Below are 17,139 nucleotides of genomic sequence, written 5' to 3' on the forward strand. Positions count from 1 at the left end.
AGCTTAATGATAAAATATTTCACACATTTTTACAGGATCACCAAGCTGCAATAGATAAAGAACTTTATTGTGTTTCCTCTCGCCGCAACTGCCTGAATCTGCTAGGGCTGATGTGGATTGTATTGTTTTGCTCATTTTTCCTGAATAATGAGCCATTTCTGTTTGCGACATTACTCCTGAGGATCAGACATCCATCATGAATACCGAGACTGCAGATTCACTTGGCGGCGCCTCTCAAACACCTCGTGCACCGTCTATTCAGATGGGAATCCAATACGTTAAATCTGTTGAATTTCAGGTTCTCGGCGCACCTGCAGTTTACACACGCGTAACAGACCGCCCACATCTGGGTGTTTCTGTAGATGTGCGTGCCCATCAAATGGGCGAAAACCAGCCAAATTTTGAAGTTGAACTTATCTTGCGCTGCCAAGGGCATCTTCCTGCACAACGGGAAGGAGAAGAAATTACGCCCTTGTTTGATGTTAATCTGGTGTATGCAGGTATCTTTACGTTGCAACATGCAACAGCCGAAACTTTTGAAACCCTGCTGCTTATTGAAGCCCCGCACCTTCTCTACCCTGCTGCACGCAATATGCTGGCCACTCTATGCCGTGAAGCAGGCTTTCTGCCTGTTATCATGCAGCAGATTGATTTTGCCGCATTATGGCGCAACCGCCGCGCTGTAGGCTGAAAGCAACATTCCGGCCTGTTGATTTTTATACCTGCAAAAGAAAGATAACAAACTATGGCTGCTAAAGCATCCAAAGCTTTATGGTACTCTTTTGATGCAAATTGGTACCGCGCAGAATACGGCGCAATTATGGATGCTTTGCTGTCTTTTTCTGATCAGGAACTTGAACACTGGTATAAAACCGAAGGCGCTCCCTCCGGCCATTCGCCAAACAGATATTTCAACGAAGAATGGTACCGGGTTAATTGTTCCCAAGCAGCAGAAGCCATTACAAGCGGCACCTATACTTCTGGCTTTGAGCATTACTGCAACGAGGGCTACAAAAGCTTTTCCCCACATTACCTCTTTTCAGAACGTTATTATCGCCAGCGCTATCCTGATATCTCGGAACAAAACCTGCAATCAGGCGGTTTTGTAAATGGGTATGATCATTTCCTACGATCTGGCGATCAAGAAAAGCGTTCCGGCCATCTATTTTTTGATCCAAACATCTATCTGCAAAATAGACCTGCTGATCCAAACCTGCAGGGGCTGTCCCCGTTTATGAACCTACTTCATTCAGCACATAGTCTTCCCAATTCCATTTCACTGTCTAATCACTTTAATCCTACATGGTATCGCGCCCTTTGCCCGGATGCCGTTATGGCTGTAGAATACGGTTTTGCACCTAACGTGCTGTATCAGTTTCTTAGCGCCTTTACGCCAGACCATTTCTGAGCGTTGCTACCTGCCTGCATACTCATATTTTCCTGCACTGAAGGAAGAAGCCCATGCTTGCTTTAACACAAGGTGACCCAGCAGGTATTGCGCCTGAAATTACTGTAAAAGCATGGCGCATATTACGCGAAAGTGGGCTTCCTTTTGTTTTTGTTGGAGACCCCACCCTTCTGGAACAGCATGCTCCAGTGCAAGCTGTGCGTTATCTGGAACAGGGAACGGATGTTTTCTCCCACGCCATTCCTGTACTCCCTCTCCGTCTGGAGACACCTGCTGCCCCCGGAGAACCAGACCGCCAGAACGCACCCAGTGTTATTGAAAGCATCCGTCTGGCCGTAGAACTGGCCCAGAATGGTGAAGCCTCCGCCATTATTACTAACCCTATCAGCAAGGAAGTTATTCAAAGCGCAGGGTTTAAACATCCGGGGCACACCAGCTATCTGGCAGAACTATGCCATGTGCCCGGACATGAAGTGATGATGCTGGCCAGCCCATCTCTGAGGGTTGTGCCTGTTACTGTGCATGTATCCCTCCGGCATGCGCTGGAACAATTAAATACAGAGCTGATTGTTAAAACAGCCCGCACAGTCGCGGCTGGGCTCAAGCGCGATTTTGGGCTGAAAGCACCACGCATTGCTGTAGCCGGATTAAACCCCCATGCAGGGGAAAACGGTTTAATGGGGCATGAAGAGCAGCAGATTATCACCCCTGCCATTAAAGCGTTACAGCAGGAAGGGCTCAACATTACAGGCCCCATGCCGCCAGATACCATGTTCACACCCGCAGCCCGCAGCCGTTACGATGTGGCCTTATGCATGTATCATGACCAAGGGCTGATCCCGCTCAAAACGCTGGATATGGCAGAAGGCGTGAATGTAACGCTGGGTCTGCCCATTATTCGTACATCGCCCGACCATGGCACAGCCTTTGACATTGCGGGGCAGAACAAGGCAGACCCAAGCAGCCTTGTCGCGGCCATTCGGTTGGCAGCACAGCTTGCGCAGAACAGAAGGAACGCAGCATGACTTCAGCTATCCGGCTTGGCGTCAACATTGATCATGTCGCTACCATTCGCAATGCACGTGGTGGCACATATCCAGATCCCGTTGCCGCGGCCTTGTTGGCTATTCAGGCTGGTGCAGATGGCATTACTGCCCATCTACGTGAAGATAGACGCCATATCCGTGATAAAGATATGGAACGCCTGCGCGCAGAAGTTGCGGCACCTCTTAATATGGAAATGGCCGCAACTGATGAAATGGTTGGCATAGCCCTTGGCTTACGCCCTCATGCCTGCTGCCTTGTGCCCGAACGGCGTGCGGAACTCACCACAGAAGGCGGCCTGAACGTAGCAGGACAGCTAGAAACACTTACGCCAAAAGTGCAAAAACTCGCACAAGCAGGTATTCGTGTTTCGCTGTTTATAGATCCCTCACCCTTACAGATAGAAGCTGCCGCCAAAATAGGCGCACAAGTAGTAGAACTTCACACTGGCGCTTACGCAGAAGGGAAAGCCGGAGAACTAGAACGCCTGCGTGCCGCAGCCACACAAGCCGCCGCACTTGGGCTGGAGGTACATGCAGGGCATGGTCTGACATTTGAAAATGTTGGCCCCATAGCAGGTTTGCCAGAGTTGCGAGAACTCAACATTGGGCACTTTCTGATTGGACAGGCCATTTTTGATGGTCTGGCAGCCGTAGTGCAAAACATGAAACGCCATATTGCAGAAGGTGCGGCTCTTTAAAATGGAAGAACCACAGGAATACAAAACACCCAAAGCCTTACTTGTAGCCGTTATTGGCATGGGTGTGCTGATTGTGGTGGGCGTTGTTGTATTGGCAGGCGTACTCATTCATCGCATGAGCAGCAAGCCTACTCCCCCGCCACTTCCACCTGTTGCGTTATCTGATGCTGCACCATCCCCCAGCCTCCCCACAGCACATGCGACGTTACCTGCAGGTGAACACCTGTTAAGCGTAACGCGTGTGCGGGATAATCTGTTGGCCCTGCATGTTACAGAACAGGGGCAAGATCGTATTGTGCTATGGGATGTACCTACCGGGCAGTTACAGACCGGGCTGGATATCAACACGGCACAGTAACACTATGCCTTCTTCCCCTCTCCTCACCGCCATTGGGCTTATGAGTGGTACGTCGCTTGATGGCGTAGATGCAGCGCTCATACAAACTGATGGCACACGTATATCCAGGCATGGTCCTTCCTTGACCGTGCCTTATACCCCAGAGTTACGCGCACGCCTGCGCCACATACTGGATGCGGCACCCCAGCTTGCACCTTCTGACCCTATATTGCTGTCTGCAGAACATGATCTGACAGAAGTGCATGCCATAGCTGTACAGCAACTGCGCCAAATGGCTCCTGATATGCCTGCCGATCTTATCGGCTTTCATGGTCAGACCATTTTGCATCAGCCTGGACGCACGTGGCAGATAGGTAATGCCATTGCTCTTTCTTCTGCTACAGATTTACCAGTTATCCATGACTTTCGCACCGCAGACGTTCAGGCTGGTGGAGAAGGTGCGCCTTTAGCTCCTTTATATCATGCCGCTCTGCTACATAATCAGCCACGGCCCGTTGCAATTCTGAATATTGGGGGAGTTGCCAATCTCACTTTGCTGACTTCGGAAGGTGAGATTCTGGCTTGCGATACAGGGCCCGGAAATGCCCTGCTGGATGACTGGACTTTCCGCCATACCGGTATCCCCTACGATAAAGATGGACAGCTTGCTCGCAGTGGTAAGGTTGCAGAACCTCTTCTGAAGCAGTTGTTGGCACATCCATTTTTTAGCAAACCAGCCCCGAAATCTCTCGATAGGCTGAGCTTCCATACTGCCTTGCAGGATATTGCTGCACTCTCTCCGGCAGATGGGGCTGCTACATTGGTCGCCTTTACGGCGGAAGCCATTGCCCGCACCCCGTTACCAGAACAACCAAAGGCATGGTTTGTGTGTGGTGGTGGCCGGCACAACCCCGCTATTATGGAAGCGCTTGCACAACGCCTTTCTGGCCAAGTATTTCCGGCAGAAACTCTAGGATGGAACGGGGATGCGCTGGAAGCCGAATGCTTTGGCTTTCTGGCAGTCAGAAGCCTGTATGGATTACCTTTATCTCTGCCATCCACCACCGGTGTGCCTGCTCCTCAACAGGGTGGCCGGTTAAGTTGCGGCGGCATTACGCCATGGAAGGCAAAAGCTGTTTTAAACACGAAAATGCAGTATAATATTGTCTAATACATTCCATTGAACAGGAAAGACTTAAAACCATGAAACGCTTTCTGGCATTCAGCCTGTTGCTTGCTGCCCTTGGCGCGCCGGGACTGGCCTGTTCTGCGAGTGCACAAACCGTTATCGATGGTAGCGATAAAAAGGCCTCTCCTTTTGTCAAAAACACCCTCAAAACACTAACAAAACGATTCCCAGACACGCATCCATTTTTCCGCGCAATTACCACGCATCCTAATGCAGAAAAAAAGCAGGTTGTGTGTGGTGAAATCAGCCTGAGTTCCAGCAAAACACCGGAACCAGATAGCTTTATGCTTTTTGGCGCAGCGGAGGGTGAAAACCCACCTATCGTTTATGAACCACGAGAGATCCCAGCCACTATTGATTCACGTGAAGTGAACATGTGGATCAATCACGGAGCGGATCTGGCTGATCTGGAAGAAATGGGCTGCGTGCCAGAGGGCAGCTATCGGCAGTATGGCGATAAGCTGAACCAAGTTTTACAGAACAAAAAGCATAGCGCTACACGTTAAAATCCACTGGTCTTTTTTACTCCATTACAGGCAATTCAGCTGTTTGTAGTGGAAAAGCCACAGCTTGGTTTCTCAAACCAGAAAAACATACAGAATAATTGACAGGCGGTAACTTTCATCGCCATTCTTATCCCGGTCACGAACAAAAAAAACAAAATGACCGGGTTTTCTGTAATGAAATATCTGAACTTCCTACTGGCCTTGCCCTTTTTAGGGTTGCTCTGGACACCTCTGTATAACAGGCACGATCCTGTTTTATGGGGTTTTCCCTTTTTCTACTGGTACCAATTCGCATGGGTGCCCGTAACCTCTGCCCTTATCTGGATTGTCTGGAAAAAGGGACAAAGCACATGAACACCATAAACCCGTGGGCGCTTGGCGTTTTTGTTTTCTTTTTTGCTGCCACCATTGTTGTTGGCAGTTCCATACAATGGATACGCGGCCTGTTTCATGCCAAGCGTGACACCAATAGCCATGAAGAATGGTCTTTGGGCGGGCGAGAATTTGGGCCGTGGGTAACGTGGTTTCTGGTTGGTGGAGATTTTTACACCGCCTATACTGTTATTGCCGTGCCAGCACTGGTGTATGCGGCGGGGGCATACGGCTTTTTTGCGCTGCCTTATACCATTATCGTTTACCCGTTCATTTTTCTTGTCATGCCTAAACTCTGGAAGCTTGCTCGTGCAGGCGGCCACGCCACAGCGGCAGATATTGTAAAGGCACGCTTTAACAGCCGGGCATTGGAGGTGGTTATCGCATTAACCGGCCTGGTAGCGGTTATGCCCTATATTGCACTGCAGCTTATTGGCATCCGTACAGTAGTGCAGGCTTTGGGATTACCGGGCGATCTACCACTGATTATCGCCTTTATTTCTCTTGCCGCTTACACATGGCTGGGGGGACTGCACGCACCAGCACTTACGGCCTTTATCAAGGATATTATGATCTATATTGCCGTACTGGTGGCGGTAACTGTTATTCCTTTGCACACCGGCGGTTACAGCGCGCTGTTCGCCACGGCTGCACATGCCGATACGGTGCTTAAAACCGGGCAAGGTTTGCCCTATGCCACACTCGCGCTTTCTTCCGCTCTGGCTGCCTTTTTATATCCCCACACACTTACAGGTATTCTGGCATCTCGCTCGGCAGATACCATCAAACAGAATGCCGTTTTTTTACCGGCATACACCATTGTATTGGGGCTTATCGCCATGCTGGGTTTTATGGCGCATGCGGCGGGCATTAACACCACCAATACGTCCATGGTTGTGCCTCTGCTGTTCCAAAGCGTCTTTCCGGCATGGTTTGCCGGTTTTTGCCTTGCTGCCATTGCCGTGGGTGCGTTGGTGCCGGCGGCCGTTATGGCCATTGGCGCAGCAAATCTGGTCACCAACAATTTGCTTCCCGCACAAGCTAACCCGGTGCGTGCCAGCCGCATTACAGCTTTTATCGTTAAAATTGGCGCGCTGATTTGCGTATTGTTCCTGAACGCGCAATTTGCCATTGATTTCCAGCTTCTGGGAGGGGTGTTTATTCTACAAACATTCCCTGCGCTTATTCTGGGCCTGTTACGTGTGCGCTTTTCTGCCGCCGCTATGTTGACGGGATGGGCTGTAGGCACAGTATTTGGCGTTGGCATGTGCTGGATGGACGGCTTGAAACCTATTCACCCCATTAATCTGGGGCTGTTTTCAGGCAATATTTCTACGGGCCTACTTTCTCTGGTTATCAATATTGCCATGGTTGCACTTGTATCTGTAATGGCTCCCGCCAAACAGGATATCCCAGCTAAAACCACAGCCTAACACAATAGATGTTAAGAAGAGGGCTTATACCTCAAGCCCTCTTTCATTTTTAGAGAGTCAGCCGTTCCCATTAAAAATTCAGAAAAACGACCGGCCCTTTTTCCCGATATCCTGTTTTCTGAAACTCCAGTGTCTGATCTCGTACAAGCTTGTACAGATCTATCCCTTTCTGGCGTGCTGGCCCTTCCAGTTCTGCATATATATCTTCAAGCAGGTAGCCTTTTTGCCCCTCCTGCCGTGCAAGCAAGGGAGAACGCTTCTGCTGGCGGCATGTTTCCAAAAACACACTCAAAGCTGCTTCACCTTGCGGTTGCAAATCCATAGGGGAACACGCCAGAAAATCCACCTCTGCGTTCAAGCCTATAAAAACCCCACGAAACATGCGGCTGCTGGCATTAAAGCTGATAACAGCCGGAATGCCGCCGATAAACATCATATCCCGACCAGAAACCGACATTGTTGGGAATCTGCTCCTTCTGTTTCAAACATAGGTGCTGCTATACTCTTTGCATGCTGTGCCAGACTGCGCACACCACCGCAAACACTTTCCACACAGAGCTTCCTGCATGAAAGACAATCGTCCCGCGCAACTGGATTTTCTTTTGCCAGATACACGGCCAGAGTATGTGCAGTTAGATACAGGTGCTGTGTTATTACCCGGTTTCGCCCTGCACAATGCTGAAGCTTGTATGCGAGCTATTCATCATATTGCGCAGCAGGCTCCATTCAGGAAGATGCAGACTCCTGGTGGAGGGCAGATGTCTGTAGCCATGACATGTTGCGGAACATTTGGGTGGGTGAGCACATTACAAGGTTACAGCTATACCAAAGTAAACCCTTTTACTGGCCAACTTTGGCCAGATATGCCTGCCATTTTTCAAGCTCTGGCGCACAAGGCTGCCCAGAAAGCAGGCTTTGCACAGTTTCAGCCAAATGCCTGCCTTATCAATTCTTACAGCCCCGGTGCCCGTATGGGGCTTCATCAAGACCGAGATGAAGGGTGCACAGATCAGCCCGTGGTTTCTCTCTCATTTGGATTGGAAGCAACTTTTCTGTGGGGTGGTCTCAAAAGATCAGACCCTACCCGGCAAATTTTGCTCAAAGATGGAGATGTGCTGGTATGGGGGGGGCCTGATCGCCTACGCTTTCATGGAATTAAACCCCTCCGCCAAGGCACACACTCCCGAACAGGAGAAACACGCCTGAATATCACATTCAGATTCGTTGCTTCTTGAACAAACCGCATTTTATTATAAGGCAGAACAAGTATGCCCTCTCCCGCTTTGAGCCGACGTATTCTGCTGTTGGGTATGACAAACCTGTTCTACATGCCGATAAAGAAAAGTATGGCCTCCGAGACAAAAAACCACTTTGCACAAGTGGAACAGATTTTTCAGGATGCCGTCAAAACCCATAAAACACCGGGAGCCGTTGCTGCCATTGGCCATAAAGGCCGCGTGGTTTGGAAAGGTGTGTTCGGGCAACGTGCACTTGTGCCTCATCCTGAGGGCATGACATGGGATACGCTGTTTGATATGGCGTCTCTCACCAAAGTGCTTATTACCGCCCCTGCCATCATGCAGCTTTATGAACGCGGATTAGTGCAACTGGATACTCCTGTTTGCCATTACCTTCCTGAATTTTCCGGACAGGGCAAACAGGATATTACTGTCCGACAGTTGCTCACTCACTATTCCGGCCTGCCACCAGATCTGGACCTTTCAACACCCTGGATAGGCCGTAATACAGCTATACACATGGCGTTTTCCTGCACCCCTATCCACCCTGCCGGAGAACAGTTTGTCTATAGTGATATCAATTTCATCCTGCTTGGGCTGATTGTAGAAAAACTTTCAGGCCTGACCTTACAAGACTATGCAACTCAAAATATTCTCAAACCACTCGGCTTAAAAAGAACTTTTTTTACGCCCACATCTGCACTTTATAGCACCATAGCCCCTACTCAGTATGATGAAAAAGAGACACTCCTCCGTGGTATTGTGCATGACCCCACAACACGCCGCATGGGTGGCGTTGCAGGCCACGCAGGGTTGTTTTCCTGCGCAGATGACATGACCCACTACGCCATTGCGCTGCTTAACAAGCGCGCCGGGCGTTCCTCCCCTTTTCCGCTCAAGGCAGAAACTCTGGTTATGATGTCATCACCGCAGCAGCCTGCGGATAAAACAGACCAACGTGGTTTAGGATGGGATATTGCCACCCACTATTCTACCCCGCGAGGAGATTACTTTCCTGTAGGATCATTTGGTCACACCGGCTTTACGGGCACATCTCTATGGTTGGTGCCACAAACAGACAGCTTTGTTCTGATTTTAACAAACCGGCTTCACCCTTATGGAAAGGGCAATGTTGTTGCCTTAAGGCATAATGTGGCTTCTGCGGCTGCACTTGCCTTAGAGCAGCTTTAAAGAAGAAGTTTGAAAGGTAAGTTCTTCTCAATGTTTACACAGGGGTTGCGCCCACAAACACTGAAAAGAACTTACCTAATTATATAAAAATGACGCGATAAATTTAGTCTTCCTGCCGCGCCATCCGCGCCTGACGCTCCAGCCATTTTTGTGCAGATACTTTGCGAGATGGATCAAGCATACGGTAAAGGCGGATCACATCGTGCTCATCCGGTGTAATCACCAGTTCAATATCTTCCTGCACATAACCTGTCAGAAAAATTTCTGGATCAACATTAAAAAGTGCAGCCAGCTTGGGAATATGCTTTCTAGCGCTTCCTTCGCGTCCGGTTTCCCAAAAAGCGATAGCTGGCCTTGAAACCCCCAGCGCATCCGCAACCTGCTGCTGTGTAAGTCCAGCAGATTTACGCAGGATTTTGATCCTTTGTCCAAGATCTATCCCGGGTGAAATAACGTCGTCCTGGTCAGCCATTGTTCTTTATACCCATTGCTCCAGAGTTACCGTGGTTCTTGTAGCATGCCCAATATTTTATGGTTGTCATTCTACAAAGTATGACAAACCACTGAAAACTTAATAACCTGATAACATGTTTTCTTATATCCAGTAAGTAATCTTAGTTTTATAGAAATGCAAAAGCAAAAGCTATTTTTTTCCAGAAAACGTATAATATTATCCATTACCTAACATAATAACTCAAATATAGAATATTAATTCTCTCTAAATATTGCATGCATCACAATGCAGCTATCTCCGTACAAAAGATGTGTCATATTGACACCTTTAAATACCTCTATAAGGTGTAATTGAAATACATTTTATACGGAATCCTCCTCATGCCTTCTCCACTTGATGCAAAAACAATCTCAATCATAAAAGCCTGCGTTCCTGCTCTTGAGGCACACGGGTTGGATATTACGCGGGAGATGTACAAACACCTACTGTCCAACCCCGATATCCGGGACCTTTTCAACATGTCTCACCAAAAAGATGGTGAACAACCAAAAGCCCTTGCCTTGGCTGTGCTGGCTTATGCGCGTAACATTGATAACCTTGGCGCCTTAGGCGGTATGGTTGAACGCATTACTGAAAAACACGTTGGCCTGAATATTCTGCCCAAACACTACCCCTATGTAGCAGATGCACTTTTGGGAGCGATTGCGCAGGTATTGGGAAATGCCGCCACCCCCGAAATTCTGGAAGCATGGGGCAAAGCTTACTGGTTCTTAGCAGAAATTCTCATCGGCCGTGAAGAACAGATTTATGAAGCCCATGCAGCAGCCCCGGGCGGATGGGTAGGTTGGCGACCCTTTACGGTACGGCGCAAAGTGCGTGAAAGTGACACCATTACATCCTTCGAACTGGTACCAGTCGATAACAAACCCATTATGAAACACGAAGCCGGGCAATATCTCAGCTTCAAGCTAGATGTTCCGGGGCATGGTTCACAACGCCGCAACTACAGTATTTCTTCCGAACCCGGTGCGGATCATTACCGCATTAGTGTGCGTCGTGCAGATGGTGGTGTGGTGTCTCAATGGCTACATGATACCGTACAAGAAGGGCAAATGCTGGACGTTTCTGCACCAGCAGGAGACTTTACACCCGAAACGGAAAAAAACAGCAAAATCGTTCTCCTGTGCGCAGGTGTGGGGCAAACACCTTTTATTTCTACTTTGGGTGCATTTCTAAAAGATGGAACCAAGCGTGATATTCATTACATCCACGGCGTCCATACGGCACAGGATGAAGCATTTTCCGACTACATATACGACCTAGCCGAAAAAGATGCTCTCAAAGCCGATATTTTCTATAGTCATTCCCCCGCCCCCACCAACCGTTCGAGCAAGAACGTGAAACTGCATGAAGGCAGAGTGACCGCAGAATGGCTTAAACCCCACATAGATATCACGGCAGATTACAATATCTGTGGGCCTGATAGTTTTATGCGAGACATGATTAAAGCTCTGACAGAAGCCGGCGTGCCAGAAAAACAAATCCACTATGAATTCTTTGGATCTGCCGCTGATGCGGAACTTGTAGGCGCGTAATTACGTAATAGCCTCTCTATTTCATGAAGAATAGAGAGGCTATTTTTAAGTTCTAATCTGCAATTCTGGCGCGCTCAGAATGACGTAGTATGCGTGAAAGCCAGTTACCCAAGGCCTGCATACCCGTTACCAGCACAATCAAAACGGCCACTACCCCTAACATCACCGTTGTATTGAAACGTTGATAGCCATAACGGATAGCTAGGTCTCCCAAACCACCGGCCCCAATGGTACCTGCCATAGCAGATGCGCCCACCAAGGTTACCAGCGTAACTGTTATGCCGGATACAAGCGCTGGCATGCTTTCTGGCAGCAAAACATAACGGATTACCATCCACCGTGTTCCGCCCATGGCGCGCACGGCATCAACCAATCCATGATCCACCTCCCGCAGGGAAACCTCGGCAATACGCGCAAAATACGGAATAGCAGCGATGGAAAGAGGAACAATGGCAGCTGTTGTGCCCAATGCACTGCCCACAACCATTCGGGTAAATGGAATCAGCAGCACCAGCAGAATAATAAATGGCACAGCCCGGATGGCATCAATCACCACACCAAGCAAACGTGGCAGCACAGGCAATGGGTAAAGACCGCCCCGGCCGGCTACAACCATAAAAACGGCCAATGGCAGCCCAAAGAGTACTGCAATAAACCCAGATACCAGCACCATTATCAGCGTTTCGCCTGTGGCATGCCATAGCAGATCAAGAATGAGCCGGGACATATCCTACCACTTCTGCTGCATGACAATTTTGCTGAAGAAAGTTCATGGTTGCGACGGAAACATCCCCAACCTGTAAAAGAACATCCAAAACCTGATATTCCGCATCTTCGGCAGGAATAACGCGTAGCAAAGATGCCTGTGTCTGGCACATCTCCTGCACATTTTGCAGCAATGGCGCCATAATCAGATGTTGATCTACCGTTAACCTTACCACCGCATGGCTACCCTCCTGCGGGCTATGTTCCATATTGGAGGGTAAAGCTGCTTGCAGGCTGGTTTCTTCCAGAATATCAGCAGGCAGGCCACGGGCTATGATTCGGCCGTGATCCAGCACCAGAACATGCTTGGCCAATGTACGCACAACGTCCATTTCATGCGTAATAAAAACAATGGTCAGCCCCAATTCACGATTGATGCTGTTTAACAGAGCCAATATCGACTCTGTTGTTTCCGGGTCCAGTGCAGAAGTCGCTTCATCGCACAATAGCAAGGCAGGTTGTGCAGCAAGGGCGCGGGCAATACCCACCCGCTGCTTTTGCCCGCCAGACAACATAGCCGGGTATTTATTGGCATGATCAGCCAAACCCACCAGATCAAGCAATTCCGCTACACGCTTTACCCGCTGATCGCGCGGTATACCTGCAATTTCCAATGGCAGTGCTACATTGTCCGCAACGGTGCGGGATGTCAGCAAATTAAAATGCTGAAACACCAGCCCGATACGCCGCCGCAAAGGAATGATCTGAGATTCTGGCAGAACCGCCAGATCCTGCCCTTCTAGCAGAATACGCCCGGATTGAGGACGATCCAGCCCGCATAGGCACCGCAACAAGGTGGACTTTCCCGCCCCCGAACGCCCGATGATGCCAAGGCTATCGCCTTTTTCCACCGTAAAAGAAATATCCTTAAGGGCAGGCTGCCCGCCAAATGAGCGGGTAAGATGTTCAACCTGTAAAAGACTCATGACCAACCCGGCACAACTGCACCATGAAAGGCCTGTGCCAGCGCTTGTTTGACATTATCCTGCTGAAAAGCTGAAACAAGCTTGCTGACCCACGGTGCATTTTTGTCTGCCTCGTTTACCGCAATAAAGCAGACATACGGATTATTTTGCGGGGCTTCCTGGGCAATCCGCTCTTTTTGCAGATCAATGCCTGCTTTGTTGGCCCAATCTGTATTCACCACAGCCGCATCCATATCAGGCAGTGCGCGCCCTACCATTCCGGCATCCATTTCTTTTACAGAAATCTGGCGTGGATTTTCGGTAATATCTAATGCCGTGGGCACCAGGCCGGCATCTTCCGCCACTTTGATCAGCCCCAGTTTCTGCAACAGCAAAAGAGCGCGCCCCTCATTCGTCGGGTCATTCGGCACGCCAATCACGGCTTTATTTGGCAGTTCTGCAACTGACTTCCAACGCCGAGAATACAAACCTATAGGCGACAAATACGTATTGCCAACAGGCACAATGTGGAAATTTTTGGCTTTGTTCTGCGCTTCCAGAAATGGCCCATGCTGGAACGCATTTGCATCCAGTTCGTGTTCAGCCAATGCCTCATTCGGCGCATTGTAATCTGAAAACGGAATAATTTTGAGAGTCAGCCCTTCCTTGGCAGCGTTTTCAGCCACCACGCGCCAGACATCTTCATCCTCACCAGCAATAATGCCGATGCGCAAAACCTGACCATCAGCATGAGCAATACCATAGGGGGCCATCATGGCCACGCCCATTCCGGCAAGCATTACCCTACGGGATAAAAAGGACGAAGACATGATTTATAGTCCATTCCAGATAAATACGATTTGGTGTGTATAAACAGAAAATAACACGCAGATGTCAAGTTTATACGGGGAAACTGCCTGAACACTCCTCACCCTTTGAACACAGGCCCTTCTGGCAGCAATTTGCCGGGGTTGAGAATGTTCAGCGGATCCAACGTTGCTTTCAACGCCCGCATGACAGACAGAGCCCCTGCCCCATGCTCAGTTTCAAGGAACTCCAGTTTTCCCAAGCCCACACCATGTTCACCACTGCATGAACCACTCATTACCAAAGCACGTGCAACAATCTTGCGGTCAAGATCAAGCGCACGCGCATGCCCGGCATCGCTATCTTCTGTCATGATCAGAGTATGAAAATTGCCATCACCCACATGGCCCAAAATAGCAGCCTGCAAGCCGGAAGCTGCTATATCCTGCCGAACTCCATCTATCAGATCCGCAAGGCGTGAAATAGGCACAATACAATCTGTGCTGATCACCCGTGCGGCTGGATCAACAGCTTTAGCTGCCCAGAACGCATTATGTCGCGCTTTCCAAAGGCGTGCACGCTCATCTGCCGTATCCGCCCACATAAAGCGCAGCCCGTTGTTTTCACGCGCGATCTCTTCCGTAACACTTATCTGTTCACGCACGGATTCTGGTGCACCAGCAAATTCAAAAAACAGGGTTGTAAGAGGCTGCAAATCTGTAAGGCTAGAGTAGCTGATACTGGCAGCCATCTGCACTTCGTCCATCAGTTCCACACGGGCAATAGGCACGCCCATCTGGATAATCTCAATAGCCGTGCTGACAGCATCATGCAGATTTTCAAATTGGCAAATAGCAGCCGAAAGCTGTTCGGGAATACCATGCAGGCGCAACTGCACCTCTGTAATAATTCCTAACGTGCCTTCAGAGCCGACAAACAAAGAAGTAAGATCATACCCTGTGGAAGACTTGCGTACACGCCCTCCAGTGCGAATAACCTCGCCATTCGCCAGAACAACTGTCAGCCCAAGCACATTTTCCTTCATGGTGCCGTAACGCACCGCAGCTGTGCCAGAAGCTCGTGTAGCGCACATGCCTCCCAATGTTGCTTCACCACCCGGATCCACCGGGAAAAACAGCCCCGTATCCCGCAACTGCACATTCAAATCTTGCCGGGTAAGGCCTGCTTGCACACGGCAATCCAGATCCGCCGGATTTACTTCCAACACCTCTGTCATACGGGAAAGATCAAGGCTGATGGCATGTTCTGGGGGCGTGACATGCCCTTCCACGGATGTACCTGCACCAAAGGCAACCACTGGAACCCGATGATGATGGCAGAGCTTGAGCACTTCAGATACATCCGCCGTGCTTTCAGCAAACACCACAGCCGTTGGCATGCGGGATACCTGCAAAGCCTCTCCATGGCTATGTGCTTCACAAACAGATTCATTACACGAAACACGTTCACCAAACTGCGCTTTCAGTTGCGCGAGCACAACCTCAACCCGTTTGGCTGCATCTGCATGAGATAATGAAGTGCTTGTCATGCTCTATCCTGTTTTCCCGATAAATGGCGGTTAAAACCTGCAGGTAACAATGCCGCAAATATCAACGATGTAGTGTTGTATCTTAAATCAATAACGAGGTGAGATCACACGATGGCGTACAACCTCTCCAACAATAACAAGGGCCGGACTTTGTATCTGCTGTTCCGCCACCATATCTGGTAACGTTGCCAATGTGCCTTCGCATACTCTCTGCTCCGGCAAAGTACCTTTTTCTACCACCGCAACGGGCCAGTTTTCAGGCAATCCGTGCTTAACAAGCTGAGCACAAAGCTGGGAAAGCATTGTCAGCCCCATGTAAATCACTACTGTCTGATTTTTAAGGGCGATGGTTTCCCATTCCAGATTCAGCACGCCATCTGCGCGTGCATGTCCCGTAATAAACAGACATGCCTGTGCGCAATCACGATGTGTCAGCGGAATACCTGCATATGCAGCACATCCATTAGCTGCAGAAATACCCGGAACAATTCTGAAAGGCACGCCGGCCTCTACCAATGTTTCCAGCTCTTCCCCACCGCGGCCAAATATAAAAGGATCTCCACCTTTTAGACGCAGAACTCGTTGGCCGGCTTGCGCACGACGTACAAGTTCATGATTGATATCTTCCTGCGGCAATGTATGGCGGTTGCGCTTTTTCCCTACAAAAACACGCTCAGCATCTCGCCGCACGTAATTCAGGATTTCTGGCCCTACCAAGTTATCATACAAAATTACATCGGCATCCTGCATAAGCCGCAAAGCCGCCAGAGTAAGCAGATCAGGATTACCCGGGCCGGCCCCTACCAACCAGACCTCGCCACGCGCAGCATTACCTACTTCCAATTCCTGCAGCTTCCGTGTGGCTTCAGCCGTATCTCGCGCCAGTGCTGCGCGTGCACCTTCCCCATCCAGAAAATGTTCCCACAATTGCCGACGAGCAGAGGTGTCTGGAATACGCTGGCGCAACTCATCCCGTATGGCAGACATAAAATCTGCCAGATGATGCAAACCTTCTGGCAAAACACGCTCGACCATTGTTCTGAGCCTACGTGCGAGTACAGGAGCTGCTCCTCCTGTGGAAATAGCAACCTGCACCTTCCCACGTGTAACCAGTGCTGGCGTAATAAATGTAGAAATAGCCGGATCATCTACAGCACAAACCGGCACGTTTTGCGCTTTGCAAAGAGTCGCAAGTGTTTGGTTCAGATCCCGGTCATTCGTCGCTAAATAAACCAGACGGCAGCCAGCAAGCCGCGGCTGTAAATCCTGTTCAGAAGTATCCTGCGCAAGATGGTGTATGGCACCTTTATCTACCAGCCGCTCAAGCTCCGGACACAAGAAAGCTGAAAGCACTTCAACACGCGCACCTGTGGAGACAAGAAGTTGCACCTTGCTGGCAGCAACATTTCCGCCACCCACAACAAGAACCCGCTCGCCTTCCATGCGAAACACAACGGGAAACCAACCTGTATTTTCTGACAAACCTTGCATAATGCCTCTGCAAGCAGTCTTCTGGCCCAGATGCAAGAGGCCAAACACCTTAAACGCAAAAAAGATTTCCAGAACCTGCTTTTACGCACAAAAACCACTATCATATTGAAGATGGCTGATAACTTCTAAGCACGCCCCTCAAACGTTTGAAGTGT

General features: G+C 49.6%; 20 protein-coding genes. 12 read left to right on the top strand and 8 right to left on the bottom strand.

What is annotated here, in order from left to right:
* Positions 1–3 precede the first annotated feature (3 nt).
* On the bottom strand, positions 4–171 hold the full coding sequence (locus ABNV41_RS11005; protein WP_155467907.1) for a hypothetical protein: 168 nt from the start codon (positions 169–171) through the stop codon (positions 4–6).
* Positions 172–196: 25 nt separating this feature from the next.
* On the opposite strand from ABNV41_RS11005, the gene ABNV41_RS11010 reads away from it, so the two are divergent.
* The 9 genes from ABNV41_RS11010 to ABNV41_RS11050 all read left to right on the top strand — a co-directional run bounded on the left by ABNV41_RS11010 (position 197) and on the right by ABNV41_RS11050 (position 6,989).
* Positions 197–691: a protein-export chaperone SecB gene (locus tag ABNV41_RS11010; protein WP_050818477.1), complete on the top strand. Its 495-nt coding sequence runs from the start codon at positions 197–199 to the stop codon at positions 689–691.
* Between the two features lie 54 nt (positions 692–745).
* Positions 746–1,408: a hypothetical protein gene (locus ABNV41_RS11015; protein ID WP_050818478.1), complete on the top strand. Its 663-nt coding sequence runs from the start codon at positions 746–748 to the stop codon at positions 1,406–1,408.
* A 53-nt stretch (positions 1,409–1,461) separates the two neighbouring features.
* Positions 1,462–2,433: a 4-hydroxythreonine-4-phosphate dehydrogenase PdxA gene (gene pdxA, locus ABNV41_RS11020; protein ID WP_050818479.1), complete on the top strand. Its 972-nt coding sequence runs from the start codon at positions 1,462–1,464 to the stop codon at positions 2,431–2,433.
* On the top strand, positions 2,430–3,152 hold the full coding sequence (locus ABNV41_RS11025; RefSeq protein WP_050818480.1) for a pyridoxine 5'-phosphate synthase: 723 nt from the start codon (positions 2,430–2,432) through the stop codon (positions 3,150–3,152). Before pdxA ends, ABNV41_RS11025 begins: the two co-directional genes overlap by 4 nt.
* Position 3,153: 1 nt before the next feature.
* The gene (locus ABNV41_RS11030) at positions 3,154–3,510 is read left to right on the top strand and encodes a DUF6476 family protein (protein ID WP_050818481.1); all 357 of its coding nucleotides are present in this window, start codon (positions 3,154–3,156) and stop codon (positions 3,508–3,510) included.
* A 4-nt stretch (positions 3,511–3,514) separates the two neighbouring features.
* Positions 3,515–4,660, top strand: coding sequence for an anhydro-N-acetylmuramic acid kinase (locus ABNV41_RS11035; RefSeq protein WP_080986703.1), 1,146 nt, complete (start codon positions 3,515–3,517; stop codon positions 4,658–4,660).
* Between the two features lie 32 nt (positions 4,661–4,692).
* Entirely contained in the window at positions 4,693–5,184 is a 492-nt protein-coding gene (locus ABNV41_RS11040; protein WP_050818482.1) for a hypothetical protein, read from the top strand.
* 156 nt (positions 5,185–5,340) lie between these two features.
* Positions 5,341–5,538: a DUF3311 domain-containing protein gene (locus ABNV41_RS11045; protein ID WP_080986704.1), complete on the top strand. Its 198-nt coding sequence runs from the start codon at positions 5,341–5,343 to the stop codon at positions 5,536–5,538.
* Positions 5,535–6,989 carry a sodium:solute symporter gene (locus tag ABNV41_RS11050; protein WP_050820266.1) on the top strand — a complete coding sequence of 485 codons (1,455 nt, stop codon included), beginning with the start codon at positions 5,535–5,537 and terminating at the stop codon, positions 6,987–6,989. The genes ABNV41_RS11045 and ABNV41_RS11050 overlap by 4 nt, the downstream gene beginning before the upstream one ends.
* 70 nt (positions 6,990–7,059) lie before the next feature.
* On the opposite strand, the gene ABNV41_RS11055 is transcribed toward ABNV41_RS11050, so the two are convergent.
* On the bottom strand, positions 7,060–7,446 hold the full coding sequence (locus ABNV41_RS11055; protein WP_050818483.1) for a hypothetical protein: 387 nt from the start codon (positions 7,444–7,446) through the stop codon (positions 7,060–7,062).
* A gap of 109 nt (positions 7,447–7,555) precedes the next feature.
* On the opposite strand from ABNV41_RS11055, the gene alkB reads away from it, so the two are divergent.
* Both alkB and ABNV41_RS11065 read left to right on the top strand, forming a co-directional pair.
* Positions 7,556–8,224: a DNA oxidative demethylase AlkB gene (gene alkB / locus ABNV41_RS11060; RefSeq protein WP_050818484.1), complete on the top strand. Its 669-nt coding sequence runs from the start codon at positions 7,556–7,558 to the stop codon at positions 8,222–8,224.
* A 33-nt stretch (positions 8,225–8,257) separates the two neighbouring features.
* A complete protein-coding gene (locus ABNV41_RS11065) occupies positions 8,258–9,418 on the top strand; it encodes a serine hydrolase (RefSeq protein WP_050818485.1) in 1,161 nt (386 codons plus the stop codon).
* A 103-nt stretch (positions 9,419–9,521) separates the two neighbouring features.
* Here ABNV41_RS11065 and ABNV41_RS11070 read toward each other — a convergent pair whose 3' ends face one another.
* Positions 9,522–9,890 (bottom strand): helix-turn-helix domain-containing protein, encoded by a 369-nt coding sequence (locus tag ABNV41_RS11070; protein WP_003626381.1) that lies wholly within the window; start codon positions 9,888–9,890, stop codon positions 9,522–9,524.
* A 362-nt stretch (positions 9,891–10,252) separates the two neighbouring features.
* Here ABNV41_RS11070 and hmpA point away from each other — a divergent pair, with 362 nt between their 5' ends.
* A complete protein-coding gene (gene hmpA, locus ABNV41_RS11075; RefSeq protein WP_349934685.1) occupies positions 10,253–11,467 on the top strand; it encodes an NO-inducible flavohemoprotein in 1,215 nt (404 codons plus the stop codon).
* A 52-nt stretch (positions 11,468–11,519) separates the two neighbouring features.
* On the opposite strand, the gene ABNV41_RS11080 is transcribed toward hmpA, so the two are convergent.
* The 5 genes from ABNV41_RS11080 to cysG all read right to left on the bottom strand — a co-directional run bounded on the left by ABNV41_RS11080 (position 11,520) and on the right by cysG (position 16,984).
* The gene (locus tag ABNV41_RS11080) at positions 11,520–12,194 is read right to left on the bottom strand and encodes a methionine ABC transporter permease (RefSeq protein ID WP_050818487.1); all 675 of its coding nucleotides are present in this window, start codon (positions 12,192–12,194) and stop codon (positions 11,520–11,522) included.
* On the bottom strand, positions 12,175–13,158 hold the full coding sequence (locus tag ABNV41_RS11085) for a methionine ABC transporter ATP-binding protein (RefSeq protein WP_050818488.1): 984 nt from the start codon (positions 13,156–13,158) through the stop codon (positions 12,175–12,177). Before ABNV41_RS11085 ends, ABNV41_RS11080 begins: the two co-directional genes overlap by 20 nt.
* A complete protein-coding gene (locus ABNV41_RS11090; RefSeq protein WP_050818489.1) occupies positions 13,155–13,967 on the bottom strand; it encodes a MetQ/NlpA family ABC transporter substrate-binding protein in 813 nt (270 codons plus the stop codon). The genes ABNV41_RS11085 and ABNV41_RS11090 overlap by 4 nt, the downstream gene beginning before the upstream one ends.
* A gap of 98 nt (positions 13,968–14,065) precedes the next feature.
* The gene (locus ABNV41_RS11095; RefSeq protein ID WP_050818490.1) at positions 14,066–15,493 is read right to left on the bottom strand and encodes an FAD-binding oxidoreductase; all 1,428 of its coding nucleotides are present in this window, start codon (positions 15,491–15,493) and stop codon (positions 14,066–14,068) included.
* Positions 15,494–15,580: 87 nt separating this feature from the next.
* The gene (gene cysG / locus ABNV41_RS11100) at positions 15,581–16,984 is read right to left on the bottom strand and encodes a siroheme synthase CysG (protein WP_087651767.1); all 1,404 of its coding nucleotides are present in this window, start codon (positions 16,982–16,984) and stop codon (positions 15,581–15,583) included.
* Between the last annotated feature and the right edge of the window lie 155 nt (positions 16,985–17,139).

Source organism: Acetobacter sp. A11-2, assembly GCF_040208445.1.
Lineage (GTDB): Bacteria > Pseudomonadota > Alphaproteobacteria > Acetobacterales > Acetobacteraceae > Acetobacter > Acetobacter oryzoeni.

Bases quoted from the DNA above. Each gene is read 5' to 3' on its own strand.
- ABNV41_RS11005 (WP_155467907.1), bottom strand. From the start codon at position 171: ATGTCGCAAACAGAAATGGCTCATTATTCAGGAAAAATGAGCAAAACA.
- ABNV41_RS11010 (WP_050818477.1), top strand. From the start codon at position 197: ATGAATACCGAGACTGCAGATTCACTTGGCGGCGCCTCTCAAACACCT.
- ABNV41_RS11015 (WP_050818478.1), top strand. From the start codon at position 746: ATGGCTGCTAAAGCATCCAAAGCTTTATGGTACTCTTTTGATGCAAAT.
- pdxA (WP_050818479.1), top strand. From the start codon at position 1,462: ATGCTTGCTTTAACACAAGGTGACCCAGCAGGTATTGCGCCTGAAATT.
- ABNV41_RS11025 (WP_050818480.1), top strand. From the start codon at position 2,430: ATGACTTCAGCTATCCGGCTTGGCGTCAACATTGATCATGTCGCTACC.
- ABNV41_RS11030 (WP_050818481.1), top strand. From the start codon at position 3,154: ATGGAAGAACCACAGGAATACAAAACACCCAAAGCCTTACTTGTAGCC.
- ABNV41_RS11035 (WP_080986703.1), top strand. From the start codon at position 3,515: ATGCCTTCTTCCCCTCTCCTCACCGCCATTGGGCTTATGAGTGGTACG.
- ABNV41_RS11040 (WP_050818482.1), top strand. From the start codon at position 4,693: ATGAAACGCTTTCTGGCATTCAGCCTGTTGCTTGCTGCCCTTGGCGCG.
- ABNV41_RS11045 (WP_080986704.1), top strand. From the start codon at position 5,341: ATGACCGGGTTTTCTGTAATGAAATATCTGAACTTCCTACTGGCCTTG.
- ABNV41_RS11050 (WP_050820266.1), top strand. From the start codon at position 5,535: ATGAACACCATAAACCCGTGGGCGCTTGGCGTTTTTGTTTTCTTTTTT.
- ABNV41_RS11055 (WP_050818483.1), bottom strand. From the start codon at position 7,446: ATGTCGGTTTCTGGTCGGGATATGATGTTTATCGGCGGCATTCCGGCT.
- alkB (WP_050818484.1), top strand. From the start codon at position 7,556: ATGAAAGACAATCGTCCCGCGCAACTGGATTTTCTTTTGCCAGATACA.
- ABNV41_RS11065 (WP_050818485.1), top strand. From the start codon at position 8,258: ATGCCCTCTCCCGCTTTGAGCCGACGTATTCTGCTGTTGGGTATGACA.
- ABNV41_RS11070 (WP_003626381.1), bottom strand. From the start codon at position 9,890: ATGGCTGACCAGGACGACGTTATTTCACCCGGGATAGATCTTGGACAA.
- hmpA (WP_349934685.1), top strand. From the start codon at position 10,253: ATGCCTTCTCCACTTGATGCAAAAACAATCTCAATCATAAAAGCCTGC.
- ABNV41_RS11080 (WP_050818487.1), bottom strand. From the start codon at position 12,194: ATGTCCCGGCTCATTCTTGATCTGCTATGGCATGCCACAGGCGAAACG.
- ABNV41_RS11085 (WP_050818488.1), bottom strand. From the start codon at position 13,158: ATGAGTCTTTTACAGGTTGAACATCTTACCCGCTCATTTGGCGGGCAG.
- ABNV41_RS11090 (WP_050818489.1), bottom strand. From the start codon at position 13,967: ATGTCTTCGTCCTTTTTATCCCGTAGGGTAATGCTTGCCGGAATGGGC.
- ABNV41_RS11095 (WP_050818490.1), bottom strand. From the start codon at position 15,493: ATGACAAGCACTTCATTATCTCATGCAGATGCAGCCAAACGGGTTGAG.
- cysG (WP_087651767.1), bottom strand. From the start codon at position 16,984: ATGCAAGGTTTGTCAGAAAATACAGGTTGGTTTCCCGTTGTGTTTCGC.